28 protein-coding genes are annotated in these 16,340 nt (G+C 65.9%); all 28 read right to left on the minus strand.

Features of this window, described 5'->3' with window-relative positions; all coding sequences use genetic code 11:
• Positions 1 to 52: 52 nt before the first annotated feature.
• Positions 53 to 544 carry a hypothetical protein gene (locus tag NDI65_RS06550; RefSeq protein ID WP_089781336.1) on the minus strand — a complete coding sequence of 164 codons (492 nt, stop codon included), beginning with the start codon at positions 542 to 544 and terminating at the stop codon, positions 53 to 55.
• A 69-nt stretch (positions 545 to 613) separates the two neighbouring features.
• A complete protein-coding gene (locus NDI65_RS06555; protein WP_310893491.1) occupies positions 614 to 1,555 on the minus strand; it encodes an alpha/beta fold hydrolase in 942 nt (313 codons plus the stop codon).
• Positions 1,552 to 1,908, minus strand: coding sequence for a hypothetical protein (locus NDI65_RS06560; protein WP_089781332.1), 357 nt, complete (start codon positions 1,906 to 1,908; stop codon positions 1,552 to 1,554). Before NDI65_RS06560 ends, NDI65_RS06555 begins: the two co-directional genes overlap by 4 nt.
• A gap of 88 nt (positions 1,909 to 1,996) precedes the next feature.
• Positions 1,997 to 2,731, minus strand: a complete 735-nt coding sequence (locus NDI65_RS06565) for a hypothetical protein (RefSeq protein WP_089781330.1) — start codon at positions 2,729 to 2,731, stop codon at positions 1,997 to 1,999.
• A 168-nt stretch (positions 2,732 to 2,899) separates the two neighbouring features.
• Positions 2,900 to 4,369 carry a preprotein translocase subunit SecY gene (gene secY / locus NDI65_RS06570; protein ID WP_089781328.1) on the minus strand — a complete coding sequence of 490 codons (1,470 nt, stop codon included), beginning with the start codon at positions 4,367 to 4,369 and terminating at the stop codon, positions 2,900 to 2,902.
• A 3-nt stretch (positions 4,370 to 4,372) separates the two neighbouring features.
• Positions 4,373 to 4,870 carry an uL15m family ribosomal protein gene (locus NDI65_RS06575; RefSeq protein WP_089781326.1) on the minus strand — a complete coding sequence of 166 codons (498 nt, stop codon included), beginning with the start codon at positions 4,868 to 4,870 and terminating at the stop codon, positions 4,373 to 4,375.
• The gene (locus tag NDI65_RS06580) at positions 4,867 to 5,331 is read right to left on the minus strand and encodes a 50S ribosomal protein L30 (RefSeq protein WP_089781324.1); all 465 of its coding nucleotides are present in this window, start codon (positions 5,329 to 5,331) and stop codon (positions 4,867 to 4,869) included. The genes NDI65_RS06575 and NDI65_RS06580 overlap by 4 nt, the downstream gene beginning before the upstream one ends.
• Positions 5,331 to 5,975 (minus strand): 30S ribosomal protein S5, encoded by a 645-nt coding sequence (locus tag NDI65_RS06585; protein WP_049920563.1) that lies wholly within the window; start codon positions 5,973 to 5,975, stop codon positions 5,331 to 5,333. Before NDI65_RS06585 ends, NDI65_RS06580 begins: the two co-directional genes overlap by 1 nt.
• Entirely contained in the window at positions 5,972 to 6,526 is a 555-nt protein-coding gene (locus NDI65_RS06590; RefSeq protein ID WP_089781322.1) for a 50S ribosomal protein L18, read from the minus strand. The genes NDI65_RS06585 and NDI65_RS06590 overlap by 4 nt, the downstream gene beginning before the upstream one ends.
• Complete coding sequence (locus NDI65_RS06595; RefSeq protein ID WP_008095301.1) at positions 6,526 to 6,981, minus strand: 50S ribosomal protein L19e; 456 nt, start codon at positions 6,979 to 6,981, stop codon at positions 6,526 to 6,528. The genes NDI65_RS06590 and NDI65_RS06595 overlap by 1 nt, the downstream gene beginning before the upstream one ends.
• Entirely contained in the window at positions 6,981 to 7,688 is a 708-nt protein-coding gene (locus tag NDI65_RS06600) for a 50S ribosomal protein L32e (RefSeq protein WP_089781320.1), read from the minus strand. Before NDI65_RS06600 ends, NDI65_RS06595 begins: the two co-directional genes overlap by 1 nt.
• On the minus strand, positions 7,688 to 8,224 hold the full coding sequence (locus tag NDI65_RS06605; RefSeq protein ID WP_004974940.1) for a 50S ribosomal protein L6: 537 nt from the start codon (positions 8,222 to 8,224) through the stop codon (positions 7,688 to 7,690). The genes NDI65_RS06600 and NDI65_RS06605 overlap by 1 nt, the downstream gene beginning before the upstream one ends.
• Before the next feature lie 4 nt (positions 8,225 to 8,228).
• Complete coding sequence (locus NDI65_RS06610) at positions 8,229 to 8,621, minus strand: 30S ribosomal protein S8 (RefSeq protein ID WP_004042581.1); 393 nt, start codon at positions 8,619 to 8,621, stop codon at positions 8,229 to 8,231.
• A 3-nt stretch (positions 8,622 to 8,624) separates the two neighbouring features.
• On the minus strand, positions 8,625 to 8,801 hold the full coding sequence (locus NDI65_RS06615) for a 30S ribosomal protein S14 (protein WP_004042587.1): 177 nt from the start codon (positions 8,799 to 8,801) through the stop codon (positions 8,625 to 8,627).
• Complete coding sequence (locus NDI65_RS06620) at positions 8,798 to 9,316, minus strand: 50S ribosomal protein L5 (protein WP_004969589.1); 519 nt, start codon at positions 9,314 to 9,316, stop codon at positions 8,798 to 8,800. Before NDI65_RS06620 ends, NDI65_RS06615 begins: the two co-directional genes overlap by 4 nt.
• Positions 9,313 to 10,056: a 30S ribosomal protein S4e gene (locus NDI65_RS06625; protein WP_089781318.1), complete on the minus strand. Its 744-nt coding sequence runs from the start codon at positions 10,054 to 10,056 to the stop codon at positions 9,313 to 9,315. The genes NDI65_RS06620 and NDI65_RS06625 overlap by 4 nt, the downstream gene beginning before the upstream one ends.
• Positions 10,053 to 10,409, minus strand: coding sequence for a 50S ribosomal protein L24 (gene rplX, locus NDI65_RS06630; protein ID WP_042663563.1), 357 nt, complete (start codon positions 10,407 to 10,409; stop codon positions 10,053 to 10,055). The genes NDI65_RS06625 and rplX overlap by 4 nt, the downstream gene beginning before the upstream one ends.
• 1 nt (position 10,410) lies before the next feature.
• Entirely contained in the window at positions 10,411 to 10,809 is a 399-nt protein-coding gene (locus tag NDI65_RS06635; protein WP_004042597.1) for a 50S ribosomal protein L14, read from the minus strand.
• A complete protein-coding gene (locus tag NDI65_RS06640; protein ID WP_042663561.1) occupies positions 10,809 to 11,153 on the minus strand; it encodes a 30S ribosomal protein S17 in 345 nt (114 codons plus the stop codon). The genes NDI65_RS06635 and NDI65_RS06640 overlap by 1 nt, the downstream gene beginning before the upstream one ends.
• Complete coding sequence (locus tag NDI65_RS06645) at positions 11,144 to 11,575, minus strand: ribonuclease P protein component 1 (RefSeq protein ID WP_042663560.1); 432 nt, start codon at positions 11,573 to 11,575, stop codon at positions 11,144 to 11,146. Before NDI65_RS06645 ends, NDI65_RS06640 begins: the two co-directional genes overlap by 10 nt.
• Positions 11,575 to 11,787 (minus strand): 50S ribosomal protein L29, encoded by a 213-nt coding sequence (gene rpmC, locus NDI65_RS06650; RefSeq protein WP_004062417.1) that lies wholly within the window; start codon positions 11,785 to 11,787, stop codon positions 11,575 to 11,577. Before rpmC ends, NDI65_RS06645 begins: the two co-directional genes overlap by 1 nt.
• Entirely contained in the window at positions 11,788 to 12,708 is a 921-nt protein-coding gene (locus tag NDI65_RS06655; protein WP_089781315.1) for a 30S ribosomal protein S3, read from the minus strand.
• On the minus strand, positions 12,708 to 13,169 hold the full coding sequence (locus NDI65_RS06660; RefSeq protein ID WP_004042608.1) for a 50S ribosomal protein L22: 462 nt from the start codon (positions 13,167 to 13,169) through the stop codon (positions 12,708 to 12,710). The genes NDI65_RS06655 and NDI65_RS06660 overlap by 1 nt, the downstream gene beginning before the upstream one ends.
• Positions 13,170 to 13,172: 3 nt before the next feature.
• Positions 13,173 to 13,595: a 30S ribosomal protein S19 gene (locus NDI65_RS06665; RefSeq protein ID WP_004042610.1), complete on the minus strand. Its 423-nt coding sequence runs from the start codon at positions 13,593 to 13,595 to the stop codon at positions 13,173 to 13,175.
• A gap of 2 nt (positions 13,596 to 13,597) precedes the next feature.
• The gene (locus tag NDI65_RS06670) at positions 13,598 to 14,323 is read right to left on the minus strand and encodes a 50S ribosomal protein L2 (RefSeq protein ID WP_042663556.1); all 726 of its coding nucleotides are present in this window, start codon (positions 14,321 to 14,323) and stop codon (positions 13,598 to 13,600) included.
• 2 nt (positions 14,324 to 14,325) lie between these two features.
• Positions 14,326 to 14,577 (minus strand): 50S ribosomal protein L23, encoded by a 252-nt coding sequence (locus NDI65_RS06675; protein WP_004974911.1) that lies wholly within the window; start codon positions 14,575 to 14,577, stop codon positions 14,326 to 14,328.
• The gene (gene rpl4p / locus NDI65_RS06680) at positions 14,574 to 15,320 is read right to left on the minus strand and encodes a 50S ribosomal protein L4 (protein ID WP_089781313.1); all 747 of its coding nucleotides are present in this window, start codon (positions 15,318 to 15,320) and stop codon (positions 14,574 to 14,576) included. The genes NDI65_RS06675 and rpl4p overlap by 4 nt, the downstream gene beginning before the upstream one ends.
• Positions 15,321 to 15,323: 3 nt before the next feature.
• Complete coding sequence (locus NDI65_RS06685; protein WP_089781311.1) at positions 15,324 to 16,340, minus strand: 50S ribosomal protein L3; 1,017 nt, start codon at positions 16,338 to 16,340, stop codon at positions 15,324 to 15,326.

The following is a 16,340-nucleotide window of genomic DNA, read 5'->3' on the forward strand; positions in this document are numbered from 1 at the left end:
CACGGACCAGACGACGCGGAGAAAAAGACGGATTCGGACGTTCGGGACGGGCTCAGAGGAAGAAGCTCTTGAACGTGTTGGCGACGGTCCAGACGACCTGGTCGACGGGGTGTCCGCGCTCGCCGTTGACGCGGATGCGGTCGTCGGAGAGGGCGCTTCGCACCTCGGACATCGGCTCCGGCGACTCGGCGATGGTTTCGAGCGTCCCTCGGTCCGTCGTGATTCGGGTCGACGCCTCGCTGTCGGGGCCGGTCGACAGGTCTTCGATTCGCATGTCGTCTCGCACCGACGCCGAGAACACCCGGGTCTCGCCCCCGTCTTCGACGTAGACGTTCACCGTCCGCCCCGCGACGAGACTCCGGGCGAACGAGACGTCTAACTCTTCGATGTTGTCGTTGTACAGCGCGACCCCCTCTTCGAGAAGCCGCTGTGTGTCAGCGTCGCTCGGCGTCTCCGACTCCTGTGCGAACGCCGGCGCGGACGCGCCCCCCGCGACGAGCGCGACGACGAGTAACAACGAGACGAGACGGGTGGATGTGGACATTTCTATGCAGTATAGGCCGGGTGAGGACATAATGGTTCGCGCGAGGATTCAACGGGTTGACGACTTCCGTCAGCGAACCGTTCGGAGGAACGACAGGAGGTGGCCGAACGTCTGTTCGAACGCCCGGTCGTAGTGGTCGAAGTGGCCCGCGGGGAGTTCGACCAGCGTCGCGTCCGAAAGCTCGTCCGCGAGGTCGGCGACCGCGTCGGCGGGTGCGAGGTCGTCGCGCGTCCCGGCGACGAGGAGGGCCGGACAGGTGAGCGCCCCGGGGTCCGGAAGCGCCCGGTACCGGAGCAACGAGAGGAACAGCCGCGCAGGCGTCTCGTCGCGCCACGCGCTCCCCGGCGGCACGAGGTCGCGGTAGGCGGCGCGCACGCCGGGGTCTTCGAAGACGGCCATCGACGACCCGTCGCCGACGACGGGGACGCGATGCGGGCCGACGAACCGCGACTGGAGTCTGTCCCGGACGCCGGCCGCGAGTGCGGCGAGCGTGCCCTTGACGCCGCGACCGCGCGTGACCGCCTTCCCGTCGAGCATCGGGTTCTGGGCGACGACGGCGGCCACACGGCCGTCTTCGGCCGCCGCGCGGAGAGCGTAGCCGCCGGAGAGCCCCGCGCCCCAGAGCACGACCGAGCGCGAGTCCACCTCGTCGCGCTCGCGGAGGCCGGAGAGCGCCGCGTGCCAGTCGGCCACCTGCGCGTCGGGCGCGACGAGGTTCCGGGGCTCGCCGTCGGAGTCGCCGGTGTTCCGATAGTCGAAGAGGAACGCCGCGTAGCCCGCCTCGGCCAGCCGCTCCGCGTAGGTGCGGAGGCCGAAGCGACGCTCCGCGGCGAGTTCGCCGGCCATGACGACCACCGGCGGCGACTCGACGCCGTCAGGGCGATAGAGCCAGCCCGCGCAGTTCGTCCCCCCGCTGTCGAACGTCAGCGAAACCCGGGAGTACTCGAAGTGCGAGGGTCGACGCGGGCCGCGCGCGGCCGGCGGCTCACCGCGGTGTCGCCACGCGCTCACGCGTCGCCCCCCTCGTAGAGGCTGTCGAGGACGCGCTCGGACAGCTCCTCGTCGTCCAGCGCGTAGTCGTTGTACGCGCGAATCCAGTCGGCTTCGAGCGTCCACGTCGCCTGCACGTCGCCCTCGCTTCGAAGGACCGTCGCCTCGACGGTCCTCGGTTCGAACTCGTCGTCTTGGGCGAGGTCGAGGAAGGCCGTGACCGCCCGGCCGACTTCGCCGTGGTCGGGTTCGACGTCGGGGAACGCCGTGAGATAGGTCAGCGAGACGGAGTCGTCGAGCGAGACGGACTCGACGCTGATGCCGTTGCCGCGGAGCGCCTCCTCGACGGCGGCCGCCGGTTCGAGGTCGTTCATACCACGGGCTACGACTGCCGGCGGCTAAACGTTTGCCGCGAGACAGGACGCTCGCCCGTCTCGGTTCGACACGTGTTACCGCGTGTCGTCAGTCCGCGCTCGCGTCGGTCCGGCGGAGCGCGTCGCGGAGCGAAAACAGCGGCTCGATGTCGCCGGCGGCGTAGTCGACGAGGAGCCGAGTGAGTTCGGCGTGCGTCCGCGTGTGGTCGAGCCCCGCGACGACGCCCTCGACGTAGGCCTCCCCCAGCGCCTCGCCGACGTGCGCCCCCTTGACGTGGCCGTCCTCGACGCCGAGGCGTTTGAGGTAGCCCGCCGGGAGGTCGTAGTCGTCGTACCAGACGGTCGGCTGGTCGACGCCGGCTTCCTCGCACGCCTTCCACAGCGCCGGGATGTCGCGGTTCGCCCGGACCGCACCCGGGTACGCCTCGGCGGCGAGCGTCCCGAGGTCGAGGTGGTCGGCGAACAGCGCGTCGATTCGCCGCGGCGCGTCCGCCCAGACGCCGGCGTCGGCGACGCGGTCGGCCCACGCGCGGAGGTGGTGTTCGTCGAAGTACTCGCCGTTGTAGGTGACGACGCCCCCGCCGCGGGCCTCGCACCACTCGACGACTCGCCGGAGGAGGTCGGCGGTGTGGGCGAGCGACCAGTCGCCGTCGCGGAGGAGCACCTCGACTTCGACCTCGGGGTCGGCGTCAGTGACGCCGTCGCCGACGCGGTGGCCCAGCCCGACCGCGACCAACTCGAAGTCGTCGGTGTCTCGGAAGTCGCTCGGCGGGCCGTTCGGGCTGGCCGTCTCGATATCGACCGCGAGTCGCCCCTCGTGCATACCCCGACTGTCCCCCGCCGGGAGTCAAAAGTGACCGGATTGCCGACGGCGCGGGCGGCGTCCGTCGAGGCGGGCGCGCCGCTATCCAGTCGAGCGCGGTAAAAATGAAGTGTTGTAGAAGTGACGTTCGCCGCGGCGCGCGGCGGCCGTCGAGCGCGTCGGCCCTCGCTATTCGGAGCCGAACATGTTGCGCATCATCGGGTGCATCTCCATGAGCTGTTCCTCCGCGATCTCCTCGTACAGCTTGTACGTGATGGAGACCGTGAGGAGCAGCCCCGTCCCGGAGACTGCACCGATGGTGCCGAGCATGTTCGCCATGACGGCGAGCAGGCCGACGAGCGCGCCACCGATGACGGTCACCTGCGGGATGTACCGCTCCATGACCTTCTCGATGACCTGCGGGTTGCGTCGGAACCCGGGAATCTGCATCCCGGAGTTCTGAATCTGTCGCGCGGTCGATTCCGGACCCATGCCCGTCGTCTCGACCCAGAAGATCGCGAACACCGCGCCACCGACGATCATGAAGACCAGGTCGATGAGCACGCGGATGGCGATGTCGAGCGGGTCGGCCGACGTGAGGCCGAGGAACCACATCCAGTCGGAGCGCGACTGGATGGGCGCGAGGTAGTAGAACAGGCCACCGGTGACCTGTCCGCCCGTGTACTGGCCGAGCCACGTGGGCATGCCGACCCACGAGTTGTTGAGGATGCGCCCGAGGAACTGGATGTTCGCCTGCAGGGCGCGAACGAGGATCATCGGCAGGACGCTCGCGTAGATGAGCTTCACTGGGAAGCGACCGCGAGCGCCCTTCACGCGGGCGTGCGAGAGGGGAATCTCGACGCGGACGCTCTCGGCGTAGACGACGATGCCGAAGATGAGAAGCGTCGTGATGAGCGCGAGCAGCTGTCCCTGACCGAGGAAGATCGTCGACAGCAGGTCTCTCGGCGAGGCCGGCAGTTCGATGGCACCGGTGACGATACCGATCCACGTCGGGAACAGCCCCGACGTGCCGCCGAGACCCTGCCAGCTGAACAGCCCACCGACGAGCTGCTGGCTGACGCCGGCGATAATGAACAGGCCGACGCCGGAGCCGACGCCCCACTTACTGACGATTTCGTCCATGAACAGGATGAGGACGCCGCCGACGGCGATCTGCGCGAAGATGAGACTCCGAACGCCGAACGTCCCGATGCCGAGCGACGTCGCTACGGCCTGGTCGGCCGGCAGGAAGTTGCCGGCGAACACCATCGGCAGCCCCGTCAGGCAGATCATGACTCCGACGAGGAGCTTCTGGAGGCCCTGATAGAGGACCTGATCGCGCGGGTTGTTGTCCGTGTCGAGCCCGAGCAGGTCAGCACCGCCGAGCAGTTGCAGGACGATGCTCGCCGTGACGATGGGGCCGATGCCCAGTTGGAGCACCGAGCCCTGCTGGCCGGCCAGGATGGACCGGAACTGACCGAACAGGTCGTTCGCGGTCGCGGCGTCGAGGCCGAACAGCGTCACGTTCGTCAGGAAGAAGTACAAGACGAGGATGCCGCCGGTCCACCCGAGCTTCCGGCGGAACGGGACGTGTCCCTCCGGTCGGGCGACTGCGGGCATCCGCGAAAGCACTGGTTCGGCGGCGTCCTTCCATCCCATGATTTATTCCTCGTCGTCTTCGTCGGCGTCGGCCGATTCCTCGGCCTCGGCCGCTTCTTCAGCGCGTTCGGAGAGTTCGGCGTCGCCGCCTGCCTCTTCGATGAGTTCGACGGCACCGGCCGTGAAGGCGTCGGCGACGACGTGCAGTTCGTTGCGGACCTGCCCGCCGCCGAGCACCTTCACGACGTCCGCTTCCCAGCCGTCCTCGGCCACGTCGCGGGCGTCGATGGTGTAGGTGTCGCCGTCCTTCTCGGCGACTCCGTCGGCCGCGAGGAGCGCCGCGTCCTCGTCGAGCTTCTGGATCTTGACTTCGGCGACGTCGTCCTGCAGGACGTCCGGTCGCTTGAAGCCGTGCTTGCCGAGCGGCTCGTAGTTGTGGAACTCGTGTTTGTCGCGTCCGGCGCGGCCGCGACCGCCGCGGTGACCGGCGCCACGCCGGTTCTTGTGGGTACCGCCGCTGTGCGTGCGCGAGCCGCGCTGTCGTCGCTTCTTGGACGTCATCGCATGTCCTCCAGGAGCTCGTCGATCTGTTCGGTGCTGTGCTTTCCGAGCTGACCGCCTTCCTTGGTGACGTGCTTCTGTCCGCGGTGGCCGCCGCGCGGCGGGTGCAGACGGAGCACGGGGGAGACGCCCTGCGCTCGCAGCGTCGTCTCCTCGTCGACGATGGCCTGCGCGAGCGCGGCCACGTCGTCGTAGTCGGTGTTCTCGGAGACCCACTCGTCGGTGATGTCGGCGTCGCCCTCCTCGGGCTCGGCGCGCGTGCTGATGAGGGTCTCGACGACGTCGACGCTCGGCTCACCGTGCGCGACGAAGTCGTTGACCTTCGAGATCATCCCGCGGTAGGCGTCGGTCTCCGGCACGAACGTCGCGTGGTTCACGCGGTGGATGTTGAGCATCGAGAGCGTGTCGCGGACGTCCTGTGCGATGTTGACCTCACCGCGAAGCTGAACGATAGCCTGCATTATTCGCGCACCTCCTGACGGACTTCGCGAGCGCGCCGCGGCGTGCGGGACTGCGACGCGTTCTTGAGCGCGTTGTAGGTCGCCTTCGCGAGGTTGACCGTGGTTCGGGTGTTCCCGTCGCTCTTGGTCCAGGCGTCCTGGATACCGGCGAGTTCGAGGATGTTGCGAACGGTCTCTGCGGCCGCGAGGCCGAGGCCCTGCGGAGCGGGGATGATGCGGACCGTCACGGAGCCGGCCTTCCCCTCCGCCTTGCGCGAGAGGGAGTTGAGGCCGCCTGCGCGGTCTTCCCACGACCCCGAGCCGCGGTCCACCTTGATGATGTTCAGTTTCGCCACCTCGATGGCTTTCTGGATGGCACCGCCGACCTGGTCGTCGCGGGCCTCAGCGTAGCCGAGGTAGCCGTCACGGTTCCCGACTGCGACGACACACCGGAACTTCACCCGGCGGCCGGAGTCGGTCATGCGCTGGACCATGTTGATGTCGAGCACCTCGTCGTCCAGTCCGGGAAGGAGCTGGTCGACGAGCTGGGGTTCCTTGAGCGGAAGTCCCGTCTCGAGCGCCTGGTCCATCGACGTGACGTCGCCGTTCTGCACCATGCGGCCGAGCCGCGTTCGCGGCTCCCAGCCGTTGTTATTTCTGCTCATTCGTCCTCCTGAAGGTTCCCGAGCACTTCGTCGAAGTGGTCGGGGAGGTTCGTGGCATCGAAGTCTCCACTGTAGAGCGGCTCGTCGAGCTGCTCCGCGTACTCGGCGATGTGGACACCGCGGTTGCGGTCCCAATCAGCGAGTACTGTGTCGTTGTGGGGGATTTCGAGGCCAGCGTCGATAGCACCCTCCTGCACCGCGAAGACCTTGTTACCGGGCGTGGCCGTGTTGAGGCCGATGTCGAGGACCGCTTCCTCGACGCCGGCGGCCAGCGCCCGCTTACCTGCCAGATACCCCGTGAGGTACGCGCTCGGGAGGTTGCCCGTGGGGGCTTCCCAGCCGTACTCGTCGAGGTCGGCAGAGGTCGCTGCAGCGTGGGTCTCGTCGCCCTGCGGGCCCGGAGTGACCAGCTGCGCCCTGACGTGCTTGTTGCTCACGCGAGCAACGAGGCGGGGCTTGCCCGATTTCAGCAGGCGCAACCTTTGATGGTAATCGGTCCGGACTTCGCGGCGACGCCGCATCGGAACCTTGTATCGTGGTCCGGTCGCCATTATTGAATCTCCACCTGGTAGTTGTTCTGAATGTACGCTTCGAGCCGGTCCACGCTATCGAATTCGCCACCGGACGCCTTGTTGTAGAGCGAGCGGTACTGGGAACGGTCGAGCGTTCCGTCCTCGCGAAGCTCCTTCAGGCGACGGCGCTGGGCGCGGATTCGGCTGACCCATGCGTCTTTCTTGTTCTGTCGAGCGCCGGAACGGCCCTTGCGGGAGCCGGCACCCTTGCGGTGACCGTAGGAACGCTTGGCGGCGCGCTCGCGTGCGCGACCCTTCGAGTTGCCCTTGGCGTCCTTGGCGCGAATCGTTCCCTCGTCGACGAGTTCACGGATGTCTTCGCGCGTGATGGCCTCCGCGATTTCGGCCTGTTCCTCGGGGTCGAACCAAACTCGACCCTTGCCGACGTCGAGGACGTCGGCCGCCATTCGCTTCTGCGCTTTGAGGTCCGTCATCAGTTGTCCACCTCGACTTCGACGTAGGTGGGGTTGAGGACGCGAATCTCGCGGTCCTCACACGCTTCCTCGATGCGCTCGCGCTTGCGCGCGCCGACCGAGGAGGCGATGCGAACTGCCTGCGTATCGCCGTCGATGCCTTCGAGGTCGTCCGTGTTGAACACGCGGACCTCCTCGAAGCCCGACGGGTGAAGGCCGCGGGCGGCCTTCGGCGTGCGGTAGCCCGCCTCGACCTTGGGGCCCTTGCCCTTGATGCCGATACGCTGCTTGGAGAGACCACCACGGGGGCGACGCCACGACGTGGGCGTGCGCTTCTTCTTGTGGTAGTCCTGCCGGTTGAACTGCGGCTTGCCCTCGCGGCGCTTCTGCGCCAGGGCCTCCGCGGTTTCGTCGTCGAGCTGGGGCTTCTTGTCCGCGTGACCGCGGGGCTGAAGCTCCGTCTCGACCTCTTCGGCTTCCTCTTCCTCAGGCTCGGCTTCGGACTCGTCTTCGACTTCGGCCTCGGCCTCGTCGGAGACCTCGAGGCCACCGACGTCGGCTTTGATACGCGCGGCGAGCGCGTTCCCGATGCCGTCGGCCCCGGCCAGTTCGGACTGGCTCGCGGCCTGTACGTCGTCGACGCTCTCGAAGCCGGCTTCGCGGAGCGCGTCGGCCTTCGACGGGCCGACGCCGCTGATGTCTTCGAGTTCGGTGATTTCTTCCGACATTAGGCATCACCAGTCTGCGGTTTCTGGGTGATGTACACGCCGTCGGTGAACACGCGAGTGTCCTTGTCCTTGACGCGGGTGAGTTGTTCGATGTCGGCGGCGGTCTGCCCGACGTCCTCCTTGTTGGAGCCCGTCAGGGTGAGTTCTTCGCCGTCGACCTGTACGTCCGTGTCGCCGCGAATCTGCGCTCGTCGCGGGGACTTCTCGCCGAGGAAGTTCTTGATGACCACGTCGCTCCCTTCGACGCTAACCTGCATCGGGAAGTGAGCGTAGTGGACTTCCATCTTGTACTCCCACCCCTCGGTCGCGCCGTGAAGCATGTTGTTCACGTGGCTCTCGAAGGTACCGATGGTCGCGTTGGTCTTCGCGTTCTCGACGTCGCTCTCGATGACGATAGCGTCGTCTTCGGCGGAGACCGAGACGTTCGGGTACCAGAGGCGCTTGGTGACGCTTCCGTTGGGGCCCTCGATGGTGAGCTCGAGGTTCTTGACCTCGGCGGATACCTCGTCCGGGATTTCGATTTCTATTCGGCTCATTGTTCTAGTAGACGTAGGCGATGATCTGGCCACCGATGCCCTTCTCGCGGGCCTCGTAGTGGCTCATGACGCCGTGGCTCGTCGTGACGATGAGCGCGCCGTAGTCACGGGCGGGGAGGAATCGCTTCTCCCATTTCTCGAAGTCGTCGGCCCCGGCGGAATACCGGGGCTTGACGACGCCACAATCGTTGATTGCGCCTTTCAGTTCGACCTCGAACAGACCGGCCTTGCCGTCGTCGACGAACTCGAAGCCGTCGATGTACCCGCGGTCGTAGAAGACCTCGAGGACGGAGCCGATGATGTTGGAGGCGGGCTGGATCTCGTGGGACAGGTGTCCGACGCTCTCGGCGTTGTCCACACCGGAGAGCGCGCTACTGAGTGGGTCGTTGTCAGCCATTGCTTATCGGTACTTCTTGAATCCCATCTCGCGGGCGATCTCTCGGAAGCACTGGCGGCACAGGTTGATGTCGTACTTGCTGACAAGTCCCTGTTTTCGACCGCAGCGCCGGCACTCGTTCTCCTGGCCGGTGCGGCGGGACGCGTGCTCGCCCGTCTGTTCTGTTTCGCTATCGCTCATTCTTCAACCTCCACGTCGAACGTGGACTCGATGAACGCGACGGCGTCCTCGACGGTCATCCGGTGGGACGACGGAATCTGCCGGGAACGCTTGTCGCGCTTTTTCACTCGGTAGCCGGGGCGGACGAGGTTGACCGTCACGTCCAGCCCGTAGATACCGATCTGCGGGTCGTACTCCTGGCTCGGGAACTCCGTGTGCTCTTCGACGCCGAAGCCGAAGTTGCCAGTCTCGTCGAACGACGAGACCGAGAGGTCCGCGATGGGGAGCGCGGTTTCGAGGAATTCGACGGCGGTGTCACCACGGAGGGTGACCTTCGCGCCGACGGGTTCGCCGCGACGAACGCCGAAGTCCTGCGAGGCGCGGCCGGAGATCGTGCGAACGCTCTCCTGACCGGTGATCTCTTCGAGGATGTCCTCGGCCTTGGCGAGTTCGCGACCACCTTCGCCGACGCCCATGTGGACGACGACCTTCTCGATGCGCGGGTCGCGCATCGCGTGGAAGTCAGCCTCGCTCATTCGTCATCACCGCCGTCAGTAGCCTGACGTGCTTCGGACTCGTCGTCCGAACCCGTGAAGTTCTCGTCGATGACGACGACGTACTGTTCGACCGTCTCGAACTCGCCGTCTTCGGTCTCGACGACAACGGAGTTGTTCCCGCTGCCGGGCGTGACGATTATCTCTGTAACCTCGCCGATTTCGCCGGCGTGCTGCCCGTTGACAGCCGTGACGAGCGCGCCTTCCTCGTAGGGGAAGTGCGCGACGACGTCCTTCGTCTCGTTGTCGACGACGATGGAGTCCTTGCCGCTGTACTCCGAGGCGTCCTCGACGACGAGGGTCGCCCCGTCGTGGAGCGTCAGCTGGAAGTCGCCACCGGTGACCTGCGTCTTGCCCACGATCTTGCCGAGCCGGCTGGATGCCGAATCGGCGTCGATGGGCGTCAGCGCCAGGCGGCCTCCCTCGTCGGGGAAGACGCGGTAGTACTCCTCTCGCTGGACGAACGCCAGGATGTCGAACATCCCGATGGGACGGCGGACGTCGGAGGCCACGTCGCCGTTGACCAGAATGCTCTGGTGGTTGAGGGCGTACTGGGCCTCCTTCTTCGAGTCAACGTAGCCGAGCACGTCGCGCAGGACGATGATGAGGGGAACCCCCGCCTCGCCGTGCGGACCCGCTCCGGCCTTGACCGTGAACGTGCCTGTCTTGCGCTCGACCGGCCAGGACTTCGGTACGGACAGTCGCTTCTGGTGTCGAGTCATTCGTTATCCTCCTTGAGTCGGGCCTCGCGCACGTCGTCTTCGAGGTCCAGTTCCGTCACGCGGACGTTACTGGCCTGAAGGGGGCGTGGGGCCTCCTCGCCGTCGGCTTTCTCAACGGTGACGCCGTCGACGTAGATGACGGCGTCCCTGAGGTCGACCTCGGTGACTTCGCTTTCTTCGCCGGCGAAGTCGCCGCGGAGCACCTCGACCGTGTCGCCCGCGTTGACGCGGACGTTACGGCTGCCGTACTCCTCGCGGAGTTCGGCCGACAGCGGTGCGCGGACCTGCTTTTGCCGCTCGTGGAGCGGCGCGTCGCGAATCTGGGTTCGCTGTTTGCGCGGTTGTCGAGTCATACTATACAATCATCGTAGCCGTCGATGCGATACTCCCGAAGCGCTCGGCGACTTCGCGTGCGACGGGACCCTTGATTTCGGTCCCGCGAGGCTCTTCCATCTCGTCGATGATGACGGCGGCGTTGTCCTCGAACTTCACACGCGTGCCATCGGGCCGGCGGATAGATTTCCGCTGGCGGACGATGACCGCTTCGAGCACCTGGCGGCGCATCTCGGGGGTACCCTTGGTGACCGAGACGGTCACCTTGTCCCCGATACCTGCCTTGGGGTGGCGGTTCTTCGTGCCGGAGTAACCCGCGACGCTGATAATCTTCAGTTCACGAGCGCCGGTGTTGTCGGCGCACGTGACCAGCGAGCCACGGGCGACACCCTTGGTGATGTCCGCTTTGAGCGCTTCCATCACTCGTCACCTCCGATAATCTCGACGACGACGTGGGATTTCGTCTTCGAGAGAGGTCGGGTCTCCGCAATCGTTACTTCGTCACCGACAGCGACGTCGTCGAGCACGCCCGGCACGTGTGCCGGGATGCGGGAACGTCGCTTCATGTAGCGGTCGTACTTCGGAACGAATACGTCGTACTCCCGCTCGACGATGACGGTCTTTGCCATGTCCGTCGAGACGACTGTCCCCTCCAGGGTCTGACCCCGGACGGAGAGCGAGCCGTAGAACGGACATTTTTCGTAGTCGTAAGCCTCGGAATCGTCAGGTTCCGGAGGCATTGGAACGTCAAGTCCTATCGCCATTTCGAGTCACCTGTAGTTTCGGTGCGCAGGGCGGGTCGTGAGAGCAGTTGTGCGCCATCCACCGTAACGTAGGCCACGCCCTCGCAATTCCCGGAACGGGAAGCCGCCGATGATGAGTCGGCGAGCCGATCAGACTGACTGGCATCAAATCCGCCAGTAGTATCCGACCGAAGTTTGGACGCGGTCCCCGACGCCTTCGAGGCGTCGGCGGCTTCATCTGTACGCGGAATTTCGAATTCGAAGGTCGCCCCTCGCTTTGGCACCTGCCGCACCCGAGAGCCGTCGTCGACCATGAACGTGTGCATCGTTTCGACGACGATGCGACCGGCTATCCCGACGAGGTCGGGGTTCGCCGCGTCGACGACCTCCACGTGGAGGCCGTTGAGTTCGTGTCGCACGAGGGTCTCGGGTGTCAGTGGCATTATTCTTCGTCGAGGTCGCCTTCTTCGCCCTGAATCGTCTTGATTCGGGCGATGGTCTTCTTCAGTTCAGAGACGCGGCCGGGGTTCTCCGGCGCGCCACCCGCGGCCTGCACGGCCTTCGCGTTGAGCAGCTCCGTCTCGAGCTCTTCGAGCTCTGCGGTGCGCTCTGCGGGCGTCATGTCGCGAATCTCTTCGGTGTAGAGGATCGCCATTTATTCTTCCTCCGTTTCGTCGTCGTCTTCGTCTTCCATCTCCGCGACGAGGTCGGCCGCCTCTTCGGCGACGTCTTCGTCGAGTTCCTCGTCGTCGTCGACGACTTCCTCGACTGCTTCGTCGTCCTCGTCGTCGGCTTCGTCGTCGACGACTTCCTCTTCGACCGCTTCGACGGCCGCTTCCTCAACGACGTCTTCGTCGACGGCGTCCGTCTCGGCGTCGGCGTCGGCCTCCTCGGAGACGTCCGGAACCTCTTCCGGCTCCTCTTCGAGGAGGTCCTCGACGCTCTCGGTCTCTTCGATCTGTTCGACCGCGTCGGGGTTGGCGTCTTCCTCGACTTCGAAGTCGTCGGGGAGGCGCGCACCCGGCGGGATGATCTTGACCGTCACGCCGATGGTTCCGAGCTTCATGACTGCGACGCCCTGGCCCTCGTCGACGATCTCCTGTGCGGGCTCGCCGTTGTGCTTGATGTAGCCGCGGTTGAACTTCTCCACGCGGGAGCGAGCGCCCGTGACCTTGCCGGAGAGGACGATTTCGGCGCCGAGTGCGCCGGCGTCCATGATGCGGTCGATGGTCGTGTGGCCCGCCTTACGGAAGTACCAGCCGCGTTCGAGCGCGTTGGCGAGGCGGTCGGCGACGATCCGGGCGTTGAGGTCCGGTTCGTCGACTTCCTGCACGTCGATCTGGGGGTCATCGAGGTTGAATCGCTCTTCGAGTTCGCGGGTGACCTTACGGATGTTCTTCCCGCCTTTCCCGATGACCATCCCGGGCTTTTCGGCCTTGAGCACGATCTGGGTGCCCATCGGCGTCTTGGCGACGTCCATGCCGCCGTAGCCCGCTCGACCGAGTTCTTCCGCGAAGAACTCGTCGATCTGGGACCGCTGCAGTCCGTTCTCGATGAATTGGTGTTCGTCAGCCATTATTCCTCGACCTCTTCGATGATGAGTTCGACGTCACAGATTGGGGTGTTCCACGGGTCCGCCCGACCGAAGGCACGGGGCTTGCGACCCTGACGCTCGCCGACCTTGTGGGCGGCGACGTGCTTGATCTCCATGGCCGGTCCGTCGAAGCCCTGTTCGGTCGCGTTGTTGCGAACGTTTTCGAGGAGTTCGAGGAACGCCTTGGACGCCTTCTCGGGGTACCGACCCGCGTCCCAGCCGTCGATGTCGCTTCGGTGACCGACGCCGGAGTTGTGCTGCTTGAACGGAACCGACCGCTCGCCGTCGATGACGGCTTCGAGGTACTCCTCTGCGTCGGCGACGGGCATCCCCTTGATGGCGCGGGAGATGGCCTTGCTGTGCTTGATGCTGATGGGCCGGTCCCGGAGCATACCCTTGGCCGTGGTGTCCGGGTCGGCCTCGACGCTGTAGTTGATTCCCATGGTTTACTTGAGGGGCACGAACTTCGAAGACCGGGTCGCGCCGATACCGGCCTGACCGTGCTCGACCGAGCTACGGGTCAGCTGGAACTCGCCCAGGTAGTGTCCGATCATCTCGGGCTGAATCTGGGTGCGCTCGAACTCCTGACCGGTGTAGACGGCGAAGGTGAGACCGACGAATTCGGGGAGAATCGGCATGTCGCGCAGGTGCGTTCGAATGGGCGCGTTTGCCGTCTCCTCTTCCGTCTTGTCCTGAGCCTTCGCGAGCAGCTTCTCGTGCTCGGCCGACAGGCCTCGGGTGATGGTTCGCCGCTGACGAGCGGGGAGCAGTTCCGCGACCTCGTCGAGCTCCATCTCCTGCAGCTCGTCGAGCGTGTAGCCGCGGTAGGTGAACTCACCTTCGCGGCCGGTGCGGTATTGCGTACTCATGGTTACTTACCTCCCTTGCCACCGCGACCGGTGCGTTTGGAGGCGATGTCACCGACCTTCCGGCCCGGCGGAGCGTTCCGCGAGACGGACTTCGGCTGACCGGGGTGCTGCCGGCCGCCGCCACCGAACGGGTGGTCGACGGCGTTCATAGCAACACCACGCACGCGCGGCCACTTGATACCGCGCGCTTTCATCTTGTGGTACTTCTTGCCTGCCTTGACGAACGGCTTCTCCGTGCGGCCGCCACCGGCGACGACGCCGATGGTGGCTCGGCAGTTGGGGTTGAGGCGCTTGACCTCGCCCGACGGGAGCTTCACGATAGCGACCTTGCGGTCGTGCGAGAGCAGCTGCGCGCTCACGCCGGAGGCGCGGGCGAACTTCCCGCCGTCGCCGGGCTGGTGTTCGACGTTACAGACGGGGACACCCTCGGGAATCTCGGCGAGCGGCAGCGTGTTGCCGGGCTTGATTTCGGCGGAAACGCCGATCTGAAGCTCTTCGCCGACAGAGATGCCCTCGGGCGCGAGAATCATGCGCTGTTCGTCCTCGAACTCCACGAGGGCGATGGGCGCGCTGCGTGCGGGGTCGTGCTCGATGCCGACGACCGTGCCCGTGATGGTGTCTTTGTCCTCGGACTTCTTGTGCGACAGTTCGGCCTTGTAGCGGTGCGACGGCGCCCGGAAGGTGGACGTACCGCGACCGCGACGCTGGCCCTGAATTCGGCGTCCCATGGTTAGAACACCCCGATACGCGACGCGACTTCCTGCGCGTCGTCGTCTTCAGAGAGACGAACTGTTGCTTTCTTCTTACCTTTCATCGTGACCTGCGTGTTGACCTTCTCGACGGTCACGTCGTAGCGCGACTGGACTTCGTCCTTCACGTCGGACTTCGTCGAGTCGATGTGGACGATGAACTGGAGCTTGTTGTCGAAGTCCATCTGGTTCATCGCCTTCTCCGTGACCAGCGGGTGTTCGATGATGCTCATCGGTCTGCGACCTCCTCAAGTGCGCTTTCGGTGAAGAGGGTGAGGCGACCGGCGTGGGTGCCGGGCGCGAGGTCCTCGGCGGAGACGTTCGCCGCGGTGGCGACGTCGACGCCGGCGAGGTTGCGAGCCGCCTTCGAGGGCTCGTCGGCCGTCACGAAGAGGATGGACTTCGGACGGGTGTACTTGCGACCGCGGAGCTTGCCCTGGCCGCTTTTGACCTTCTTGTTCTCCTCGGAGCGCTCGATGTCGTCGTAGACGCCGAGCGACTGCAGGAGGTCGACGACCTCCTGCGTCTTGACGAGGTCCTCGAAGTCGTCGGAGACGACGAGAGGGAGCTCGACGTCGTCGTCGAAGCGGTGACCGCGCTCGGCGACGAGCTCGGAGTCCGTCGTGGCGGCGAGCGCCGAGCGGACGGCGAGCTTACGCTCCTTCGTGTTGATCTCCTTCCCCTGGTCCTTCTCGGCCTTCGGCGGGTGAGCGCGACGGCCGGAGACGGCGTGCGGGACGCGTCGGGCGACGCCGTTCTGGCGTGGGTCGTGGGACATCCCACGGCCGCTGCCCATGGACTCTGCCGGGGTTCGAAGTCCGGCGTAGGGGTCGGCACCGTACGGCTGTTTTCGGTTTGCCTGCGCGGCGATGACGGCACGCTTGATGAGGTCCGGACGGTAAGCCGTCTCGAAGACCTCGGGCAGGTCGATGCTGCCCGCGTCGTCGCCGTTCAGGTCTCGGATAGTTGCCTGCATGGTTTAACCCTGGTTCGATGCGGTAGAGACGTAGCGCACCTCGGGGTCGAGGCGCGGCTGGTCGTTCGGCCGGATGGCCGGGCGGAACCGCAGGAGGCGCTTGTTGGGGCCCGGGAGCGAGCCCTTGATGAGCGCGTAGGAGCCGTCGACCTCGCCGTAGTTGACGAAGCCACCTTCGACGGAGGCGTCGTCGCCCTCACCGAGGTCGATGAGGCGCTTGTTGAGCTCGGTGCGCTGGTGGTAACCAGTCTGACCGAGCTGCGGAACCGTAGAGCGGACACGGGACGGGTTCCAGGGGCCGAGGTTGCCAATACGGCGTCTCCAGCCCTGGCGGGCGTGCTTGCCCTTACGCTTCTGGACGCCCCATCGCTTGACGGGACCCTGCGTACCCTTACCCTTCGTGACACCCGCGGCGTCGAGGTACTCGCCGGCGCGGAACACGTCGGACATCTCGTGTTCGCCGCCCTCGGAAACGAGGTCGAGGGCGAAGTCGGCGCGCTCCACCATGGAGCCGCCGCCGACGCGAGTCTCCATCACGTCGGGTTTCTTCTTGGGCACGTTCGCGAGCTCGGAGGGCACCGTGTGCGTGATGACGCGGAGGTCATCGACTTCGCCGGCCTCGACGGCCTCGCGAAGCGCGTCGGCGTCCGAGTCGAACGTGTCTTCTGCCGGCAGGTCGAGGACGCGGTCGAGTTCGTCGTGGAACTCGCCCGCCCAGACCTCGGTCTGCGGCTTCATACCGTACGGCGTCTGCTCGTAGGCGCGAAGGGCGACGGCGCGCATCGGCGGCGTCTCGACGACGGTCACCGGGACGGACTCCTCCATTCCTTCGCGGGGGGAGTCTGCCTCGTCGTTGACCATCATCACGTGGGTCATACCGGCCTTGTAACCGGCGAAGCCCTGCAGCGCTGGGGAGCCGTCGTCGGACGGCCACGACTTGATGCGTGGAACCTCCTTGACTGCTCGCTTGCGCGGGCTGAAGCCCATCGAGCCTTTTCGTGGTCTGCTTGGTTGTGGCAT

Source organism: Haloferax sp. S2CR25 (assembly GCF_031624535.1).
Lineage (GTDB): Archaea > Halobacteriota > Halobacteria > Halobacteriales > Haloferacaceae > Haloferax > Haloferax massiliensis.

Excerpts from the sequence above, each read along its gene's own strand:
- NDI65_RS06550 (WP_089781336.1), bottom strand. The coding sequence starts at position 544 with ATGTCCACATCCACCCGTCTCGTCTCGTTGTTACTCGTCGTCGCGCTC.
- NDI65_RS06560 (WP_089781332.1), bottom strand. The coding sequence starts at position 1,908 with ATGAACGACCTCGAACCGGCGGCCGCCGTCGAGGAGGCGCTCCGCGGC.
- NDI65_RS06565 (WP_089781330.1), bottom strand. The coding sequence starts at position 2,731 with ATGCACGAGGGGCGACTCGCGGTCGATATCGAGACGGCCAGCCCGAAC.
- secY (WP_089781328.1), bottom strand. The coding sequence starts at position 4,369 with ATGGGATGGAAGGACGCCGCCGAACCAGTGCTTTCGCGGATGCCCGCA.
- NDI65_RS06575 (WP_089781326.1), bottom strand. The coding sequence starts at position 4,870 with ATGACGTCCAAGAAGCGACGACAGCGCGGCTCGCGCACGCACAGCGGC.
- NDI65_RS06580 (WP_089781324.1), bottom strand. The coding sequence starts at position 5,331 with ATGCAGGCTATCGTTCAGCTTCGCGGTGAGGTCAACATCGCACAGGAC.
- NDI65_RS06585 (WP_049920563.1), bottom strand. The coding sequence starts at position 5,975 with ATGAGCAGAAATAACAACGGCTGGGAGCCGCGAACGCGGCTCGGCCGC.
- NDI65_RS06590 (WP_089781322.1), bottom strand. The coding sequence starts at position 6,526 with ATGGCGACCGGACCACGATACAAGGTTCCGATGCGGCGTCGCCGCGAA.
- NDI65_RS06595 (WP_008095301.1), bottom strand. The coding sequence starts at position 6,981 with ATGACGGACCTCAAAGCGCAGAAGCGAATGGCGGCCGACGTCCTCGAC.
- NDI65_RS06600 (WP_089781320.1), bottom strand. The coding sequence starts at position 7,688 with ATGTCGGAAGAAATCACCGAACTCGAAGACATCAGCGGCGTCGGCCCG.
- NDI65_RS06605 (WP_004974940.1), bottom strand. The coding sequence starts at position 8,224 with ATGAGCCGAATAGAAATCGAAATCCCGGACGAGGTATCCGCCGAGGTC.
- NDI65_RS06610 (WP_004042581.1), bottom strand. The coding sequence starts at position 8,621 with ATGGCTGACAACGACCCACTCAGTAGCGCGCTCTCCGGTGTGGACAAC.
- NDI65_RS06615 (WP_004042587.1), bottom strand. The coding sequence starts at position 8,801 with ATGAGCGATAGCGAAACAGAACAGACGGGCGAGCACGCGTCCCGCCGC.
- NDI65_RS06620 (WP_004969589.1), bottom strand. The coding sequence starts at position 9,316 with ATGAGCGAGGCTGACTTCCACGCGATGCGCGACCCGCGCATCGAGAAG.
- NDI65_RS06625 (WP_089781318.1), bottom strand. The coding sequence starts at position 10,056 with ATGACTCGACACCAGAAGCGACTGTCCGTACCGAAGTCCTGGCCGGTC.
- rplX (WP_042663563.1), bottom strand. The coding sequence starts at position 10,409 with ATGACTCGACAACCGCGCAAACAGCGAACCCAGATTCGCGACGCGCCG.
- NDI65_RS06635 (WP_004042597.1), bottom strand. The coding sequence starts at position 10,809 with ATGGAAGCGCTCAAAGCGGACATCACCAAGGGTGTCGCCCGTGGCTCG.
- NDI65_RS06640 (WP_042663561.1), bottom strand. The coding sequence starts at position 11,153 with ATGGCGATAGGACTTGACGTTCCAATGCCTCCGGAACCTGACGATTCC.
- NDI65_RS06645 (WP_042663560.1), bottom strand. The coding sequence starts at position 11,575 with ATGCCACTGACACCCGAGACCCTCGTGCGACACGAACTCAACGGCCTC.
- rpmC (WP_004062417.1), bottom strand. The coding sequence starts at position 11,787 with ATGGCGATCCTCTACACCGAAGAGATTCGCGACATGACGCCCGCAGAG.
- NDI65_RS06655 (WP_089781315.1), bottom strand. The coding sequence starts at position 12,708 with ATGGCTGACGAACACCAATTCATCGAGAACGGACTGCAGCGGTCCCAG.
- NDI65_RS06660 (WP_004042608.1), bottom strand. The coding sequence starts at position 13,169 with ATGGGAATCAACTACAGCGTCGAGGCCGACCCGGACACCACGGCCAAG.
- NDI65_RS06665 (WP_004042610.1), bottom strand. The coding sequence starts at position 13,595 with ATGAGTACGCAATACCGCACCGGCCGCGAAGGTGAGTTCACCTACCGC.
- NDI65_RS06670 (WP_042663556.1), bottom strand. The coding sequence starts at position 14,323 with ATGGGACGCCGAATTCAGGGCCAGCGTCGCGGTCGCGGTACGTCCACC.
- NDI65_RS06675 (WP_004974911.1), bottom strand. The coding sequence starts at position 14,577 with ATGAGCATCATCGAACACCCGCTGGTCACGGAGAAGGCGATGAACCAG.
- rpl4p (WP_089781313.1), bottom strand. The coding sequence starts at position 15,320 with ATGCAGGCAACTATCCGAGACCTGAACGGCGACGACGCGGGCAGCATC.
- NDI65_RS06685 (WP_089781311.1), bottom strand. The coding sequence starts at position 16,340 with ATGCCACAACCAAGCAGACCACGAAAAGGCTCGATGGGCTTCAGCCCG.